We start from the raw sequence: 15,464 nt of genomic DNA, 5'->3' as shown, positions 1-15,464 counted from the left end.
TGAGTGATCCGTCTCGTCCGCCCTTCCTCGGGCGTCCCGGTGGTCGTCCGACGTCCGCGCCGCTCCATCCCGAGCCGGCGGGCGCGACGACCATCACGGCCCCGGTCTCGGACGCCCCGGTCATGGAAGCACCGGTCATGGAAGCACCGGAGCTGCCAGCTGATCCCGACCGCTCCGAGTCGCACGCCGCGGCCACGAAGCGAGGCGTGGCCTGGTCCTCGGTGGGCCGGGCCGCCATCCAGGTCGTGCAGTTCGGGTCCGGGCTGGTGCTGGCCCGCCTCCTCTCACCGACCGAGTTCGGTGTGATGGCCAGCCTGGGGGTCGTCTCCTCCTTCGCCATCCTGCTCTTCGAGATGGGCCTCAGCTCGGTCCTCGTCGCCAAGCGCCAGCCCACCGAGGCCGATTTCGCGACGGTGTTCTGGGTCAACGCCATCTCCGGCGTGCTGTTCTTCGCGCTGCTCTCGGCCATCGGTCCGCTCATCGGCAGTTTCTTCCACCAGCCGGTGATCTCCTCGCTCGCCCCCATCGTCGGGCTGGCCTTCCTGGTGAACCTGGGGGTGTGCCAGCAGGCCGTCCTCACCCGGGCGCTGCGGTTCAAGGAGATCGCCGTCATCGAGACCATCGCGGCCGTCCTCAACTTCGGCACCGTCATCGTGCTGGCGGTGCTCGGCGTCGGCGTCTACTCGCTGGCGATCGGGCCGGTGGTCGGCAGTGCCGCCACCTCGGCGCTGCTGTGGTGGCTGGTGCCGTGGCGCCCGCGACACTTCATCAGCCTCTCGTCGTGGCGCTCGATCTGGAAGTACTCCGGGCCGTTGCTGGGCTTCAACGTCGTGAACTACTGGAGCCGCAACGCCGACAACCTGATGATCGGGCGGGTCCTCGGGGCTGGCTCGCTCGGCTTCTACAACCGCGGCTACAACCTGATGCTGCTGCCGGTCACCCAGCTCGCGCAGGTGCTCGGCCGGGTCATGTTCCCGGTGTTCACCGCGATGCGCGACGAACCGGGTCGCGCCGGGTCCGCGTACCGCCGGGTGGTGAGGATCCTCAACCTCGTCTCTGTCCCCATCCTCGCCGGTATGGCGGCCGTCGCACCGGGTCTGGTCCCGTTCCTGTGGGGCCACCAGTGGCTGCCCACCGTGCCCATCCTGATCGTGCTGTGCCTGGCCGGCATCCCGCAGAGCCTGGCCACGACGGTCGGCTGGATCTACCAGTCCCACGAGGCCACCGGCCGGCAGTTCTGGACCGGCACCACGTTCGCCGTCTTCAACGTCGCGGCCATGGCCATCGGCCTGCACTGGGGTGCCGTGGGTGTCGGCACCGGTCTGCTCATCAGCTCGTGGATCGGGCTGCTCCCCGTCCTGGACTACGCCACCCGGCTCATCGGAGTCAGGGCCACGCGCGTGCTCCTCGACACGCTGCCCACCTGGGTCGTCGGCGCGGTGATGTTCGTGTGCGTGCGCGAGCTGCCGCGCGTGCTGGGAGCCTCCGCCGAGAACGGCGCGGTGCTGGCCCTGCAGGTGGCGCTCGGCGGCTGCTTGTACGTCGGTGGTGTCGCCCTCCTGCAGCGCTCGGCGCTCACCGAGTTCTGGCTCGCGGTGCGCCCGCGGTCCTCGGCCTCGGGAGCTGACGCCTGATGCTCCGCCGACTCCGCGGGCTGCGACGCCGCGTGGCGCCCATCCGGCGCGCACGCGTGCGGCTCCAGCTCCGCCACCAGAGCTTCCACAGCGACATCGTCGTTCATCCGAGTGCCCGATTCGTCGGACCCGGGGTCGTGATCGGCCCCCGTGCGCGCATCCGAGCGAACTGCGTGCTGTACGGGCCGTGCAAGCTCGAGGACGACGTCTTCATCAACGACGGCGTCTGGATCGACCAGCAGACCACCATCGGTGCCAGCTGCGCCATCGGGCCCTTCGCCCGCTTCATCACCCACACACACGAGACCGGTGGCGGACTGCACCGCGCGGGCGACGTTTCCGTGCGCCCCATCCACGTGGGTCCCGGCGCCTGGATCGGCGCCGAGGCATCGGTGCTCCCGGGAGTCAGCATCGGCGCGGGAGCAGTCGTCGCCGCCGGCTCGCTGGTCACCCGCGACGTCCCCCCGCACACGATGGTCATGGGACGTCCGGCGCGCGTCGTGTCCCGGCTGGACCGGGAGGACGAGCGATGAGACCGGCGCAACGAGGACAACCGCGCGTGGCGATCTTCCGCAGCAGGTTCCTGCCGCCGTCGGAGACCTTCGTCCGTGACCAGCTGGAGCGCTATCGAGACGTCGACGCGCTCGCCCTGGCCGACGCGGTGGTCCCCGACGGTCTTCGGCTCGTTGACCGTCCGGTCCACCTCGTCGACGGTGCGGGACTAGCGGACCGTGCGCGGTCCGCCGCCCTGCGGCTCCGAGGCGCATCCGAACGGACCAAGAGGGACCAGCGGGTCGCCCGCCGCCTGCACAGGCTCGACGTCGACGTTCTCCACGCACACTTCGGGCCCGACGCTGCATCGGTGCGCGGTGGAGCGGTTCAGGCCGGGGTCCCACTGGTGGCGACCTTCCACGGCTTCGACGCGACCGTCGACTTTGCACACTTCGTCTCGGCCGGTGGGTCACAGGCCCAGATGGTCGAGGACTGGTCCCTGCTCACTCAGGACGTCAGCGCCTTCGTCGCGGTGAGCAGCCACATCAAGGACTCACTGGTGGCGCGGGGGGTGCCAGAGCAGAGGATCTCCGTCGTCCCCTGCGGCATCGACGTGGCCTCGTTCGACCCCACGCCGGTGCCTGACCACGGCGGTCTGCTGTTCGTCGGGCGGCTGGTGGAGAAAAAGGGACTCGCGGACCTTCTGCAGGCCCTGAGCACCATCGGCGAGCCCCCGCCACTGACGGTGATCGGCGACGGCCCGCTGCGGGAGGATCTCGAGCAGCTGGCTCGGGAGCTGGGAGTCTCGGTGTCGTTCGTCGGCACGGCCGGCACTTCCGTGGTCAAGGAGGCGATCAAGGCCGCTCGCCTGGTCGTCATGCCGTCGCGCACCGCCGCCAGCGGCGACAGCGAGGGCCTTCCGGTCGTTGCTTTGGAGGCGCAGGCTTCGGGCCGCCCGGTCTTGGCCTACGCCCACAGTGGACTGCGCGACGCCGTGCTCGACGGCCGGACGGGGATCCTCGTGCCCGAGGCCGACGTCGGCGAGCTCGGTCGAGCGCTGACCTCGATGCTGGGCGACAGCGAGAAGCTCGCCGAGATGGGTCGAGCAGCACGCGAACGAGTCGCCGAGCGCTTCGACATCTCCACCACCATCGCCGACCTGGAGCACATCTACCGCGAGGTGGCGGCTCCGAGCGGGCCCCGATCTACCGGGAGCAGTGCCGAGTGACTCCCGCCATCCAGCCCGACCGGCCCGCGTCCGAGCTCACCGTCGCCGTCGTCGTGCCCGTCCGCGGGCACGGCGAGCTCCTGACGGGCCTACTCGAGTGCCTGGCCCGCCAGGACCGCAGGCCCGATCACATCGTGCTGGCCGACGACTCCCCCGACGGCTCGCTCGAGCCCCCCACGCCCGACCTGACCGTCGTCCGCAGCGGCGGCGTCGGCCCCTACGGCGCGCGCAATCGGGCCTGGCGCAGCGTCGAGGCGGACGTGTACCTCTTCGTGGACGCACGGAGCCGTCCACGCGACACCTGGTGCGGTGCGCTCACCGCTCTGTTCGCCGAACCCGACGTCGACCTGGCCGGCTCGGAGATCAACGTCCTGCCCGGTCCGACGCTCCCGGCGCGAGCCGCTCACGCCGAGCAGCTCTTCGCCGTCCGCGGCTACGTCGACCAGCCGTGGTTCCTGCCCTACTTCCCGACCTGCAACCTGGGCATCCGGCGCAGCGCGCTCGAGCGGGTGCAGGGGTTCGGCGAGGTGCGCAGCGGTGGGGACGCCGACCTGTGCTGGCGGGTGATCGAGTCGGGCGGCGGGTACGCCGTGGACCGCTCGGTGCAGCTGGACTGGGTGCCGCGGGTGAAGGTGCGCGACTTCCTCGAGCAGCGCTACCGCTACGGCGGGAGCAACGTCGCCCTGCGCCGCAGCTGGGCGGGCCGCGGCATGGCCGCCCCCGTGCCGCCCGCACTGGGCGACCTCGCCCGGCGAGCGGCACTCATCGCCCTCCGCACACCCTGGGCCGCGGTCAGACGCCGCGAGGACCGGCTGCAGGCCCAGCTCCTGGCCTCCGCCTACGTGGCGCGCGATCTCGGGGTGCGACGAGCGCTGCGCCGCGCCGAGGGCTAGCCGCCGCGCCGGAGCGCCTCGGCCCGGCCGACCCACTGGCCCAGCTGCGCCACCAGGGCGCGGCGACGGACCGGGTCGCGGGGCGACCTGGCCAGGCCCAGCACCGTGCGTGGCAGCAGTCGCGTGATCGGGGCGAGACCCGGTCGTGGCATGCCGGCGGCACCGAACTGCCGGTAGAGCCGCACGTGAGAGGCGCCGAACGCCCGATTCTGGCGGAAGGCACCCGCGGTGGTGGGGCGGCGTACGTAGTCGATGGCGGCGTCGTCCACGAAGACCAACCGGTGCCCGGCGAGCTGAGCCCGCCAGAACCACTCGGTCTCGTCCCCGCCGCCGCGGTAGCTCTCGTCGAACGGGCCGATCGCGCCCACCACCGAGCGGGCGAAGCCGCAGTTGGCCCCGGTGGCCCACGGGAGGAACCCCAGGTTGTCGTTGAGGACACGCTGCCACTCGCCCAGCGGCGCCGCCTGGTCCGAGACCCGCCGCAACGAGCCGCCCATCAGCTCGGCGCCGTCGCTGAAGCACCGCCAGTAGGCCTCGACCCAACCGGGGTGCACCAGGTCGTCGACGTCGCACAGCAGCACCAACGGCGCGGCTCCGTGGGCGATGCCCGCGTTGCGCGCGTGGTTGATGCCACGACGCGCGGAGGCGTCGGCCACCTCGAAGCGGTCGTCGAACTCGGCGACCACCTCGGCCGACCCGTCGGTCGAGCCGTTGTCGGCCACGACGACGCGGAAGGGGACCGAGGACTGCTGCTCGGCGAGCGCGCTCAGCTGGGCACGCAACGTCGCGGCCCCGTTGAAGCACGGGATGACGACGTCCACCTGCGCTTGCTCGCTCACCGTCCCCCACCTCGATCTCGGCGTCCTGACGCTCGCGGGTCTCCCGCAACCTAGCGAAGCCGGGTCACGAACAGATGACCGAGTGGCGCGTCAGGCGACCGGTAGGGCGGGTCTCACACCGCCAGCTCCCGCACGCCCCACGGTGACCCGTATTCGGTCAGCAGGTCCAAGAACGGCTGGGAGGCGAACGCCTCCGGGCCGAGCACGCCGGCGCCGGCCCAGGTGCCGGCGGCCAGCAGCTCGAGCGCCACCACCGGGTTGACGGCGGTCTGCCAGACCACGCACTGGTGGCCGTACTCCTTCATCGACCAGTCGTTGTCGACCACGTGGTAGAGGTACGTCGAGCGCGGCTCGCCGTCCCGGCCCGTGCCCGTCACCCAGAGGCCGGCGCAGGTCTTGCCGTGCATCTGCCCGCCGAGCCCGGCGGGGTCGGGCAGGCAGGCGGCCACGAGGTCGCGCGGGGAGACCTCCACACCGCCCACCCGGACCTTGTCGGTGCGGTCGAGGCCGAGCTTGTGGAGCGTCTTGAGGACGTCGATGAACTCGTCGCCCAGGCCGTACTTGAAGGTGGCGCGCTGGCAGTCGACCCAGCGCGGCATGAGGAGCACCTCCTCGTGCTCGACGTTGACGCACTCGACCGGACCGATGCCCTCGGGGAAGTCGAAGACCTCCGGTTCGCTGAACGGCTCGGTCGTGAACCACTCGCGGCCCTTCTCCCAGATGACCGGCGGGTTGAGACACTCCTCGATGGTGGTCCAGATCGAGAAGGAGGGTGCGAAGTCGTAGCCGTCGACCACCAGGTTCGCGCCGTCGCGAGTGCCGAGCTCGTCGATCTCGGAGAAGAGATGGTCCGCGGCGTGGCGGGCGAAGACGTCGGAGAGCCCGGGCTCCACGCCCATGCCCACCAGCGCCAGCCGGCCGGCGCCCTCCCACAGGTTGGCCTTCGCGAACTGCTCGTCGCCCAGCTTCACGCCGACCTGCTCGTACGGCAGCGAGGGGTGGGGCCGCGAGAGGCTCATCGCCATGTCCAGGTAGTCCGCGCCGGCGGCGAAGGCGCCGTCGAAGATGCTCATGACGAAGCGCGGGTCGACGGCGTTCATCACATGGGTGACGTCGTGCGCCTGGCACAGCGCCGCCACCGACTCCGCCGAGGAGGCATCGACCTGCGCGGCCACGAACCTCGGGTCGTCCAGCGCCTGGACCGCGCGGGAGGCGCGGGCCTGGTCGTAGTCGGCGACCACGCAGCGCTCGAAGAAGTCCCGGCGCGCGGCGATGGCGGTGAACGCCGAGCCCACTCCCCCGGCGCCGACCAACAGGATCCGCACCGCCTACTCCCCGATGTAGGACATCACGTGCTTGACCCGGGTGTAGTCCTCCAGGCCGTACATCGAGAGGTCCTTGCCGTAGCCGGAGTGCTTGAAGCCGCCGTGCGGCATCTCGGCGACCAGCGGGATGTGGGTGTTGATCCACACGCAGCCGAAGTCGAGCTTGCGGGCCATCCGCATCGCGCGGCCGTGGTCCTTGGTCCACACGCTGGAGGCCAGCCCGTACTCGACGCCGTTGGCCCAGGCCAGCGCCTGGGCCTCGTCGGAGAACCGCTGCACGGTGATGACCGGGCCGAAGATCTCGTGCTGGATCTGCTCGTCGGACTGCCGCAGCCCCGAGAGCACCGTGGGCTCGTAGAAGTAGCCGGTGGCGCCCTGGCGGTGCCCGCCGGCCGCGACGTCGGCGTGGTCGGGCAGCCGGTCGACCAGGCCCGTGACGTGGTCGAGCTGGCGCTCGTTGTTGAGCGGGCCGTAGAGCACGTCGTCGTCGTCGGGACCTCCGGTGCGGGTACCCCGCGCCTGCTCGGCCAGGGCCGCCACGAAGTCGTCGTGGACGCCCGGACCGGCCAGCACCCGGGTGGCGGCGGTGCAGTCCTGACCGGCGTTGAAGTAGCCCGCGGTGGCGATGCCCTCGGCGGCGGCCGCCACGTCGGCGTCGTCGAAGACGATGACCGGCGCCTTGCCGCCCAGCTCGAGGTGCACCCGCTTGACGTCCTTGGCCGCCGACGCCGCGACCTGCATGCCGGCGCGCACCGAGCCGGTGATCGCCACCAGCTGCGGGGTGGGGTGCTCGACCACCAGGCGGCCGGTGTCGCGGTCGCCGGTGACCACGTTGAGCACGCCCGGGGGCAGGAACTCCTGGCAGACCTGCGCCAGCAGCGTCGAGGAGGCCGGCGTGGTGTCGCTGGGCTTGAGGACGATGGTGTTGCCGGCCGCCAGGGCGGGGGCGATCTTCCAGACCATCATCATCATCGGGTAGTTCCACGGCGTCACCTGGCCGACGACGCCGATGGGCTCGCGCCGGATGAACGAGGTGTGGTCGGCCAGGTACTCCCCGCCGGCCTTGCCCTCCAGGACCCGCGCGGCGCCGGCGAAGAACCGGATCTGGTCGACCGCCGGCGGGATCTCCTCCTCCAGCGTCAGCTGCAGCGGCTTGCCGGTGTCGCGGGACTCGACCTCGACGAACTCCTGGGCCCGCGACTCCAGCGCGTCGGCGATCTTGAGCAGCGCCTGCTGGCGCTGCGAGGGCGTCGTGTCGCGCCAGGTCTCGAACGCCTCCGAGGCCGCCGTGTAGGCCCGGTCGACGTCCTCGGCCCCCGACATCGGCGCACTGGCGTAGACCTCCCCGGTGCTCGGATCGATCACGTCGTAGGTCTCGCCGGAGGCCGCGGGCACCGAGCGCCCGCCGACGACGTTGCTGAAGCTGAGGTCCGCCATGGTCGGAGACTAACGACGCCAGGCACGGAATCGGTAGGCATCTTCGACCTTTTCTTCGGATTCCGGCGCCGACGCGCCCGGATCCGGTTGCGTTCGCTCGTGTGGTCGGCGCAGACTGGCCGCGAATCCCACCCGGACGAAGGTCGTGCGAACCATGACAGAACCCCTGACCGACACCACCGTGGACGAGAGCTGGCGTCAGCAGGCGGCCAAGGACCACCTGTGGATGCACTTCACCCGGCACTCCGGCTACGACACCCACGACGTGCCGACCATCGTGCGCGGCGACGGCTGCTACGTGTGGGACTCCGCCGGCAACCGCTACCTCGACGGCCTGGCCGGCCTGTTCGTCGTGCAGGCCGGCCACGGCCGCACCGAGCTGGCCGAGGCGGCAGCCAAGCAGGCCTCCGAGCTCGCCTTCTTCCCGCTGTGGTCCTACGCCCACCCGAACGCCATCGACCTGGCCGCCCGCGTCGCCGAGTACGCCCCGGGCGAGCTCAACCGGGTCTTCTTCACCACCGGCGGCGGCGAGGCCGTCGAGAGCGCCTGGAAGCTGGCCAAGCAGTACTTCAAGCTCACCGGCAAGCCCACCAAGCACAAGGTGATCAGCCGGGCCATCGCCTACCACGGCACCCCGCAGGGCGCGCTGTCGATCACCGGGCTGCCGGGCATGAAGGCGCCGTTCGAGCCGCTGGTGCCCTCGACGTTCCGGGTGCCCAACACGAACTTCTACCGCGCCCCCGAGCAGTTCCAGACCGGCGCTTCCGACGATGAGGAGAAGTTCGGCCGCTGGGCCGCCGACCGGATCGCCGAGGCCATCGAGTTCGAGGGCCCCGAGACCGTCGCGGCGGTGTTCTTGGAGCCGGTGCAGAACTCCGGCGGCTGCTTCCCCCCGCCTCCCGGTTACTTCCAGCGGGTGCGCGAGATCTGCGACGAGTACGACGTGCTGCTGGTCTCCGACGAGGTCATCTGCGCCTTCGGCCGGCTGGGCACCATGTTCGCCGCGGAGCGCTACGGCTACCAGCCCGACATCATCACCTGCGCGAAGGGCCTCACCTCGGGCTACTCCCCGCTGGGGGCCATGATCGCCACGGACCGGCTCTTCGAGCCGTTCAGCAAGGGCGAGAACATGTTCGCCCACGGCTACACCTTCGGCGGTCACCCGGTCTCGACGGCGGTGGCGATGGCCAACCTCGACATCTTCGAGCGCGAGCAGCTCAACGAGCACGTTCGCGCCACCGAGGGCGACTTCCGCGCCACGCTGGAGAAGCTGCTGGACCTGCCCATCGTGGGCGACGTCCGCGGCGACGGCTACTTCTACGGCATCGAGCTGGTCAAGGACAAGACGACCAAGGAGACCTTCGACGACGAGGAGTCCGAGCGGCTGCTGCGCGGCTTCCTGTCCGGCGCGCTCTACGAGGCCGGCCTGTACTGCCGCGCCGACGACCGCGGCGACCCGGTGATCCAGCTGTCCCCGCCGCTCATCGCCGACCAGGCGATCTTCGACCAGATCGAGGCCACCCTGCGCGACGTCCTCACCCGGGCCTGGGACCAGCTCTAAGCGCCGGCCGGACGTCCGTTCACCACGGTGCCTTGGTGGACGGACGGTTCCCATGACGAACTGACCGTGGGAACTGTCCGTTCGTCATGGGAAGTCCAGCGCCGCTCGCAGGTCGGCGACGCCGGTGAAACGGATCGCGCGGATGCCGACCGAGGCGGCGCCGTCGACGTTGGCCTGACGGTCGTCGACGAAGGTGACGTCGCCGGCCGGCACGTCGAGCTCGGCCAGCACGTGCTCGAAGATCGCCGGGTCGGGCTTGGACAGTCCGAGCCGGGCGCTGACGAACTTCTGCTCGAACACCGAGGTCCAGGCCAGCTCGTCGAAGGCGTCGGCCTGCCAGTGCGGGGCGTTGGAGAGCAGCGCCAGCCGGACGCCGTCGGCCCGCAGCTCGTCGAGCAGGTCGATCATGTCGGGGTCGAGCACCGCCCAGGAGTCGCGGTCGGCGGCCACGAGGTCCGCGACGTCGGCCTGCGCCAGCTCGCGGTCGGCCACGGCCGACCAGTACTCAGTCGACGACAGCCCGGCGTCGAAGGCGGCCCGGTGCTCCCAGTACCGGTCGGCGAGCAGCTGCGGCTCGAGGCCGATGCGAGCGGCCAGGTCATCGCGGATTCGTCGCTCGGGCGGGCGGCTGATCACCTCGCCGTAATCCACGAGAAGCCATGGGGTCACAGCCACGACCCTAGGGTGGAGCGGTGCAGGAGCACTGGGTGCCCCCGCCCGATCCCAGGCTTGGCGGCCTGGTCGCGGGCATCAGCGGGTACGCCTACGAGGGTCTGGCCCCCGGCGTGCACGTCGGCATGCCCGGTCCGGCCCTCACGCTCATCCTCCCGCTCGAGGACCCGATCGTCGTCTCCGACGGCGCCGCTGCGTCCCGGGCGTGGCCGGCCCTGGCCTCGGGCCTCTTCGCGACGCCGATGCAGGTGCACCACGACGGCTCCCAGCACGGCGTGCAGGTCGACCTCACCCCGGCCGGCGCCCGCGCGCTGCTGGGCGTACCTGCCGGCGAGCTCGCCCAGACACTCGTCGCCCTCGACGACCTGGCCCCCGGCCTGGCCGACGCCGGCCGCGACGGCGCGACCCTGCGCGCGCGGACCCGCAGCGTCGTCGAGGCCCTCGTGCGACGCCTCGCGGCGAACGGTGCGCCACCGCCGGAGGTGGCTCACGCCTGGACTGAGATCCACCGCACCCGCGGCGCGGTGGCCGTGGGAGCGCTGGCGGCGCAGGTCGGCTGGTCCACGCGCCACCTCGGCGAGAGGTTCAAGGACGAGTACGGCCTCTCGCCCAAGACCGCCGGCCGGCTGGTGCGCTTCGACCGCGCCCGGCGGATGGTCGCCGCCGGGGTCCCGCTCGCCGAGACCGCCACCCGGTGCGGCTACGCCGACCAGGCCCACCTCAACCGCGACTGGCAGGGCTTCGTGGGCCTCTCCCCCACCCGCTGGCGTGCCGAGGACCGGCTCGTATTCGTCCAAGACCGTGACCGGCCCGAGGTCGCAGGCTGTCGGTCATGACACGAGAAGACCGCAACATCTGGAACGGCATCACCTGCGAGGACGCACTCGCCGAGCGCGCCTGGCTCGCCGCACTCGGCTTCGATGAGGGCATCTGCGTCGCCGGCGAGGCCGAGGGCACCGTGATGCACAGCGAGATGCTGTGGCCCGAGGGCGGCCGCGTGATGGTGCACTCCGCGGGCGGCAAGGCCGACGACACCTTCGCGGTGGCGGTCGGCGGCGCCTCGAGCTACGTGGTCAGCGCCGATCCCGACGCCGTGCACGCCCGCGCCGTCGAGCTCGGCGCCCCCTTCGTCCGCGAGATGGAGGAGACCGACTACGGCTCCCGCGGGTTCAGCGTGAAGGACCACGAGGGCAATCGCTGGAGCTTCGGCACCTACGCGGGCGCGGAGTAGACGCGGACGAGGCCTCAGGCCAGCGCCCGCTCCTGCCGCCTCCGGTTGAGCTCGGCCCCCACCACGATCGCGACCGAGATGACGAACATGACGGTGCCCACGACGTTGACCTGCATCGGCACGCCGCGCTGGGCGACGCCCCAGACGTACATCGGGAACGTGGTGGTGTTGCCGGCGTTGAGGTTGGTGATGATGAAGTCGTCGAAGCTGAGCGAGAAGGAGAGCAGCGCGGCGCCGAGGATGCCGGGGAAGACCAGCGGGAAGGTCACCCGCCAGAACGTCTGCGCCTCGGTGGCGTAGAGGTCCATGGCCGCCTGCTCGAGGTTGGTGTCGAGCCCGGCCAGCCGAGCCCGGACCGTGACGACCACGAACGAGAGACAGAACATGATGTGGGCGATCAGGATCGTCCAGAACCCCAGCCGGCCACCGAAGCCGCCCGCCACGAACAGCGCGAGCAGCGAGGAGCCCATGACGATCTCCGGTGAGGCCATGGGCAGGAAGATCAGCACGTTGGACACGGTCCGCCCGCGGAACTGGTGACGGACCAGGGCGAAGGCCATCAGCGTGCCGAGCACCGTGGCCACGATCGTGGCCAGCAGCCCGATCTCGATGCTGCGCCCGACCGCGGAGCACATGCTCGGGCTCTGGCAGGGATGCAGCCAGTTCTGGAGCGTGAAGCCGTCGAAGCGGTAGATCAGCTTGCTGCGCGGCTTGTTGAAGCTCATCAACACGACCACGAAGATCGGCACGAACATGTAGACGATCACCAGCAGTCCGCCGAGCAGGACCGCGTTGCGCTGCAACCACCGCATCAGAGCAGCTCCTCGGTGCCGGCACGGCGGACGTAGAGCAGCACCATCACCAAGATCAGCGCCATGAGGATGACCGAGAGCGCACCGGCTGCGGGGTAGTTGTTGGCGTTGGTGAACAGGTCCTGGATGACGTTGCCGATCATGCGTTGCTTCGGGCTGCCCAGCAGCTGGGCGTTGATGTAGTCGCCCACCGCCGGGATGAAGGTCAGCAGCGTGCCCGAGACCACCCCGGGCAGCGAGAGCGGCCACGTGACCTTGAAGAACCCGACGACGGGCGAGGCGTACAGGTCGCCGGAGGCCTCGATGAGCCGGTGGTCGATCTTGTCGACGCTGGCGAACAGCGGCAGCACCATGAAGGGCAGGAAGTTGTAGACCAGTCCGGCGATGACGGCCACCGGCGTGGCCAGCAGCCGACCCTCGGGGCCGATGAGGTGGAGGAACTGCAGCGAGTTGACGATGAACCCGTCGTCACGCAGCAGCAGCTTCCACGACAGCGTGCGCACCAGGAAGCTGGTGAAGAACGGCGCGATCACCAGCACCAGCATCAGGTTCTTCCAGCGCCCGGCCTTGAACGCGATCGCGTAGGCGAGCACGTAGCCGAGCACCAGGCAGATGGCGGTGGCCACCGCGCCGTACCACAGCGAGCGCAGCAGCGGGCCCCAGTAGTCGTGCAGGGCGTGCCAGAAGTTCGAGAACGCCCAGGTCATGTCGTAGCCGTGCAGCACCGACCCGTCGGGGTCGTAGAGGCTGGTGGCGACCAGGGAGTAGAAGGGGATGACGAAGAAGACGACCAGCCACAGCGCTCCGGGCAGCAGCAGCCAGTACGCGGTGAGCCGCCGCCGCTGGCGTGGCGGTTCCGCGGGCGGCTCGGCGGAGCGCGTCTGCGGCGGCGTGGCGGTCGCCGTCACGACGCGTCGTCCTCCACGCCGGCCGAGGCGTCCTGGCTGTGGTCGAGCAGGAAGGCGTACTCCGGGCGCCAGGAGACCTCGACCGGCTCGCCCTGCCGAAACAGCCGGCGCCGACCGGTGTTCTGCTCGAAGACCTGCAGCTCCTGGCCCCACGGCATCCGCACCAGGTACTGGGTGCTGACGCCGACGAAGCTGACATCGGTGACGACGCCGCCGGGGATGGAGTTGCCGGGGGCGTCGATCGCGTCGCCGCTCTCGCCCAGCAGCACCTTCTCGGGCCGGATGCCCAGCCAGACCGGGTTGTTGTCGACGACGTCGACGTGCGCCCGGCTCGCCGGCACGGTGGCCAGCGTGCCCTGCATGTCGACGACGACCTGGTCGCCGTCGCGTCCCTTGAGCGTGCCCTCGATGAGGTTCGACTGGCCCAGGAAGTTGGCCACGAACGTGGTGCGCGGGTTCTCGTAGAGGTCGCCGGGGGCGCCCATCTGCTCGATCACCCCGGCGTTCATCACCGCGATGGTGTCGGCCATCGTCATGGCCTCCTCCTGGTCGTGGGTGACGTGGACGAAGGTGAGGCCGACCTCGGTCTGGATGCGCTTGATCTCGATCTGCATCGAGCGCCGCAGCTTGAGGTCGAGCGCTCCCAGCGGCTCGTCGAGCAGCAGCACCTCGGGCCGGTTGATCAGCGCGCGGGCCAGGGCCACCCGCTGCTGCTGACCGCCGGAGAGCTGCGCCGGCTTCTTGCGCGCCTGGCTGTCGAGCTCGACCAGCTCGAGCATGTCGCCCACCTGCTTCTCGACGTCCTTGCCCCGCCGGCGGCGCAGCCCAAAGGCGACGTTCTCGAAGATGTCGAGGTGCGGGAAGAGCGCGTAGTTCTGGAACACGGTGTTGACCGGTCGCCGGTAGGGCTTGTCCCAGGTGATGTCGCGGTCGCCGAGATGCATCGAGCCCGACGTCGGCGTCTCCAGGCCGGCCACCATGCGCAGCGTGGTGGTCTTGCCGCACCCCGAGGGGCCGAGCAGCGCGAAGAAGGATCCGCTGGGTACGTCGAGGTCGAGGGAGTCGACGGCGGTGAAGGCCGCGAACTGCTTGGTCAGGCTGCGCAGCCGCAGCCCGTCGAACGAGCCGCCGTCGCCCGTCTGGGCCGGCTGCGCGGTGCGCTCAGCCACCTGTGACATCGGACCACTCTCCTTCGTACGTCTGCTCCTGCTTGTCATCGAGCGCCATGAAGCCGTGGGACCCCTTCAGCGCGTCCTCGGAGGGGAAGATCAGCGGGTTGTCCACCAGCGTCTTGTCGATCTTCTCCATCTCCTGCTGCGCGCCCTGGACGGGGCAGATGTAGTTCACGTACGCCGCGAGCTTCGCCGCCACCGCGGGCTCGTAGTAGTAGTCGATCCACTTCTCGGCGTTGGTGCGGTGCGTGGCCTTGTTCGGCACCAGCATGTTGTCGGCCCACAGCATCAGCCCCTCCTCGGGGCTGACGAACTTGATGTCGGGGTTGTCGAACTGGGCCTGGATGACGTCGCCGGACCAGGCCTCGCAGGCGACGATGTTGCCGGCGGTGAGGTCCTGGATGTACTCGTTGCCGGTGAAGGCGCGCACGTGGCCGCTCTTGACCGACTTGCGCAGCATCTCGATGCCGTTCTCCCACTGCTGGGAGGTGAACTTCTCCGGCTGGCCGCCCGCCAGCAGCACCATGAAGCCCATGGTGTCGCGCATCTCCGAGAGCAGCGTGATCTTGCCCTTGAGGTCGGAGCGAGTGAGCAGCTCGGAGAAGCTGCCCACGGGCTTGGTGAGCTTGGCGTTGTAGGCGATGCCCGTGAGCCCGCTCTGCCAGGGCGCGGAGTAGGTGCGGTTCTTGTCCCAGGCGCGGCCCTGCAGCGCCGGGATCAGGTTGTCGTGGAGGTTCTGCACCTTCGCGGAGTCCAGCGGCTGCACCCAGCCCAGGCCGATCATCTTCGCGGCCATCCAGTCGGTGAGCACCATCATGTCGCGGTTGACGGCCTGGCAGCTGCCGAGCTGGTTGCGGACCTTGGCGAAGAACTCGGCGTTGTCGCTGACGTCGTCGGTGTAGGAGACCGTGATGCCGGTGGCCTTCTCGAAGTCCTGCAGCGTGCTGGTGGTCTTCTTGGTGGCCGGGTCGATGTAGGCCGGCCAGTTCGAGACCACCAGGCGCTTCTGGGACGCCGAGACGTCCGGCGCACGACACGTCCTGGGGTCCTGGACCGCCGACGGTGTGCCGAACGCGGGCAGCACCGCCACACTGCCGATGCCCAACGCGGCGAGTCCACCGCCGCGGATCAGCGCCCGACGACCCAGCCGCGGGCCTCCACCGGGTGATGCAGCCACACGGGCCTCCCTCCATGTGCCGGTCACCTTCTCATCAGGTGGGGTCGATGACAAGGAATCCGTTGCGGTGTCACACGACCGCC

General features: G+C 70.4%; 15 protein-coding genes. 7 read left to right on the top strand and 8 right to left on the bottom strand.

Features of this window, described 5'->3' with window-relative positions; translation table 11 throughout:
- Window positions 1-137 precede the first annotated feature (137 nt).
- From D9V37_RS12100 to D9V37_RS12085, 4 genes are read left to right on the top strand one after another with little or no spacing between them, the layout of a single operon-like run.
- Entirely contained in the window at window positions 138-1,634 is a 1,497-nt protein-coding gene (locus D9V37_RS12100; RefSeq protein WP_158604458.1) for a lipopolysaccharide biosynthesis protein, read from the top strand.
- Complete coding sequence (locus tag D9V37_RS20895) at window positions 1,634-2,167, top strand: acyltransferase (RefSeq protein WP_269778378.1); 534 nt, start codon at window positions 1,634-1,636, stop codon at window positions 2,165-2,167. The genes D9V37_RS12100 and D9V37_RS20895 overlap by 1 nt, the downstream gene beginning before the upstream one ends.
- A gap of 26 nt (window positions 2,168-2,193) precedes the next feature.
- Window positions 2,194-3,354, top strand: coding sequence for a glycosyltransferase (locus D9V37_RS12090; protein ID WP_158604457.1), 1,161 nt, complete (start codon window positions 2,194-2,196; stop codon window positions 3,352-3,354).
- Entirely contained in the window at window positions 3,351-4,247 is an 897-nt protein-coding gene (locus D9V37_RS12085; protein WP_158604456.1) for a glycosyltransferase, read from the top strand. Before D9V37_RS12090 ends, D9V37_RS12085 begins: the two co-directional genes overlap by 4 nt.
- Here D9V37_RS12085 and D9V37_RS12080 read toward each other — a convergent pair.
- From D9V37_RS12080 to D9V37_RS12070, 3 genes are all read right to left on the bottom strand, one after another.
- Window positions 4,244-5,086, bottom strand: coding sequence for a glycosyltransferase family 2 protein (locus D9V37_RS12080; RefSeq protein WP_121806379.1), 843 nt, complete (start codon window positions 5,084-5,086; stop codon window positions 4,244-4,246). The two genes, D9V37_RS12085 and D9V37_RS12080, sit on opposite strands and share 4 nt — an antisense overlap.
- Window positions 5,087-5,199: 113 nt before the next feature.
- On the bottom strand, window positions 5,200-6,411 hold the full coding sequence (locus tag D9V37_RS12075) for a saccharopine dehydrogenase family protein (RefSeq protein ID WP_121806378.1): 1,212 nt from the start codon (window positions 6,409-6,411) through the stop codon (window positions 5,200-5,202).
- Window positions 6,412-6,414: 3 nt separating this feature from the next.
- Window positions 6,415-7,848 (bottom strand): gamma-aminobutyraldehyde dehydrogenase, encoded by a 1,434-nt coding sequence (locus tag D9V37_RS12070; RefSeq protein WP_121806377.1) that lies wholly within the window; start codon window positions 7,846-7,848, stop codon window positions 6,415-6,417.
- Window positions 7,849-8,002: 154 nt separating this feature from the next.
- On the opposite strand from D9V37_RS12070, the gene D9V37_RS12065 reads away from it, so the two are divergent.
- Window positions 8,003-9,409: an aspartate aminotransferase family protein gene (locus D9V37_RS12065; protein WP_121806376.1), complete on the top strand. Its 1,407-nt coding sequence runs from the start codon at window positions 8,003-8,005 to the stop codon at window positions 9,407-9,409.
- 84 nt (window positions 9,410-9,493) lie between these two features.
- Here the strand turns inward: D9V37_RS12065 and D9V37_RS12060 are convergent, their stop codons facing one another.
- Window positions 9,494-10,078, bottom strand: a complete 585-nt coding sequence (locus D9V37_RS12060) for an HAD family hydrolase (RefSeq protein ID WP_158604455.1) — start codon at window positions 10,076-10,078, stop codon at window positions 9,494-9,496.
- A gap of 23 nt (window positions 10,079-10,101) precedes the next feature.
- On the opposite strand from D9V37_RS12060, the gene D9V37_RS12055 reads away from it, so the two are divergent.
- Together D9V37_RS12055 and D9V37_RS12050 are read left to right on the top strand one after the other, a co-directional pair.
- Window positions 10,102-10,917 (top strand): helix-turn-helix domain-containing protein, encoded by an 816-nt coding sequence (locus tag D9V37_RS12055; RefSeq protein WP_121806374.1) that lies wholly within the window; start codon window positions 10,102-10,104, stop codon window positions 10,915-10,917.
- A complete protein-coding gene (locus D9V37_RS12050) occupies window positions 10,914-11,312 on the top strand; it encodes a VOC family protein (RefSeq protein WP_121806373.1) in 399 nt (132 codons plus the stop codon). Before D9V37_RS12055 ends, D9V37_RS12050 begins: the two co-directional genes overlap by 4 nt.
- Before the next feature lie 14 nt (window positions 11,313-11,326).
- On the opposite strand, the gene D9V37_RS12045 is transcribed toward D9V37_RS12050, so the two are convergent.
- The 4 genes from D9V37_RS12045 to D9V37_RS12030 are packed head-to-tail and all read right to left on the bottom strand — an operon-like array spanning window position 11,327 to window position 15,381.
- A complete protein-coding gene (locus tag D9V37_RS12045) occupies window positions 11,327-12,124 on the bottom strand; it encodes an ABC transporter permease (protein WP_121806372.1) in 798 nt (265 codons plus the stop codon).
- On the bottom strand, window positions 12,124-13,032 hold the full coding sequence (locus D9V37_RS12040) for an ABC transporter permease (RefSeq protein WP_121806371.1): 909 nt from the start codon (window positions 13,030-13,032) through the stop codon (window positions 12,124-12,126). The genes D9V37_RS12045 and D9V37_RS12040 overlap by 1 nt, the downstream gene beginning before the upstream one ends.
- A complete protein-coding gene (locus tag D9V37_RS12035; RefSeq protein ID WP_121806370.1) occupies window positions 13,029-14,210 on the bottom strand; it encodes an ABC transporter ATP-binding protein in 1,182 nt (393 codons plus the stop codon). Before D9V37_RS12035 ends, D9V37_RS12040 begins: the two co-directional genes overlap by 4 nt.
- A complete protein-coding gene (locus tag D9V37_RS12030; protein WP_232524880.1) occupies window positions 14,194-15,381 on the bottom strand; it encodes a polyamine ABC transporter substrate-binding protein in 1,188 nt (395 codons plus the stop codon). The genes D9V37_RS12035 and D9V37_RS12030 overlap by 17 nt, the downstream gene beginning before the upstream one ends.
- Window positions 15,382-15,464: the final 83 nt, after the last annotated feature.

Origin of the sequence: Nocardioides mangrovicus (assembly GCF_003674065.1) — a bacterium.
GTDB classification, from domain to species: Bacteria; Actinomycetota; Actinomycetes; order Propionibacteriales; family Nocardioidaceae; genus Marmoricola; species Marmoricola mangrovicus.
The sequence above is the reverse complement of the archived record's forward strand: the minus strand, read 5'-3'. Positions and strand labels throughout refer to the sequence as shown.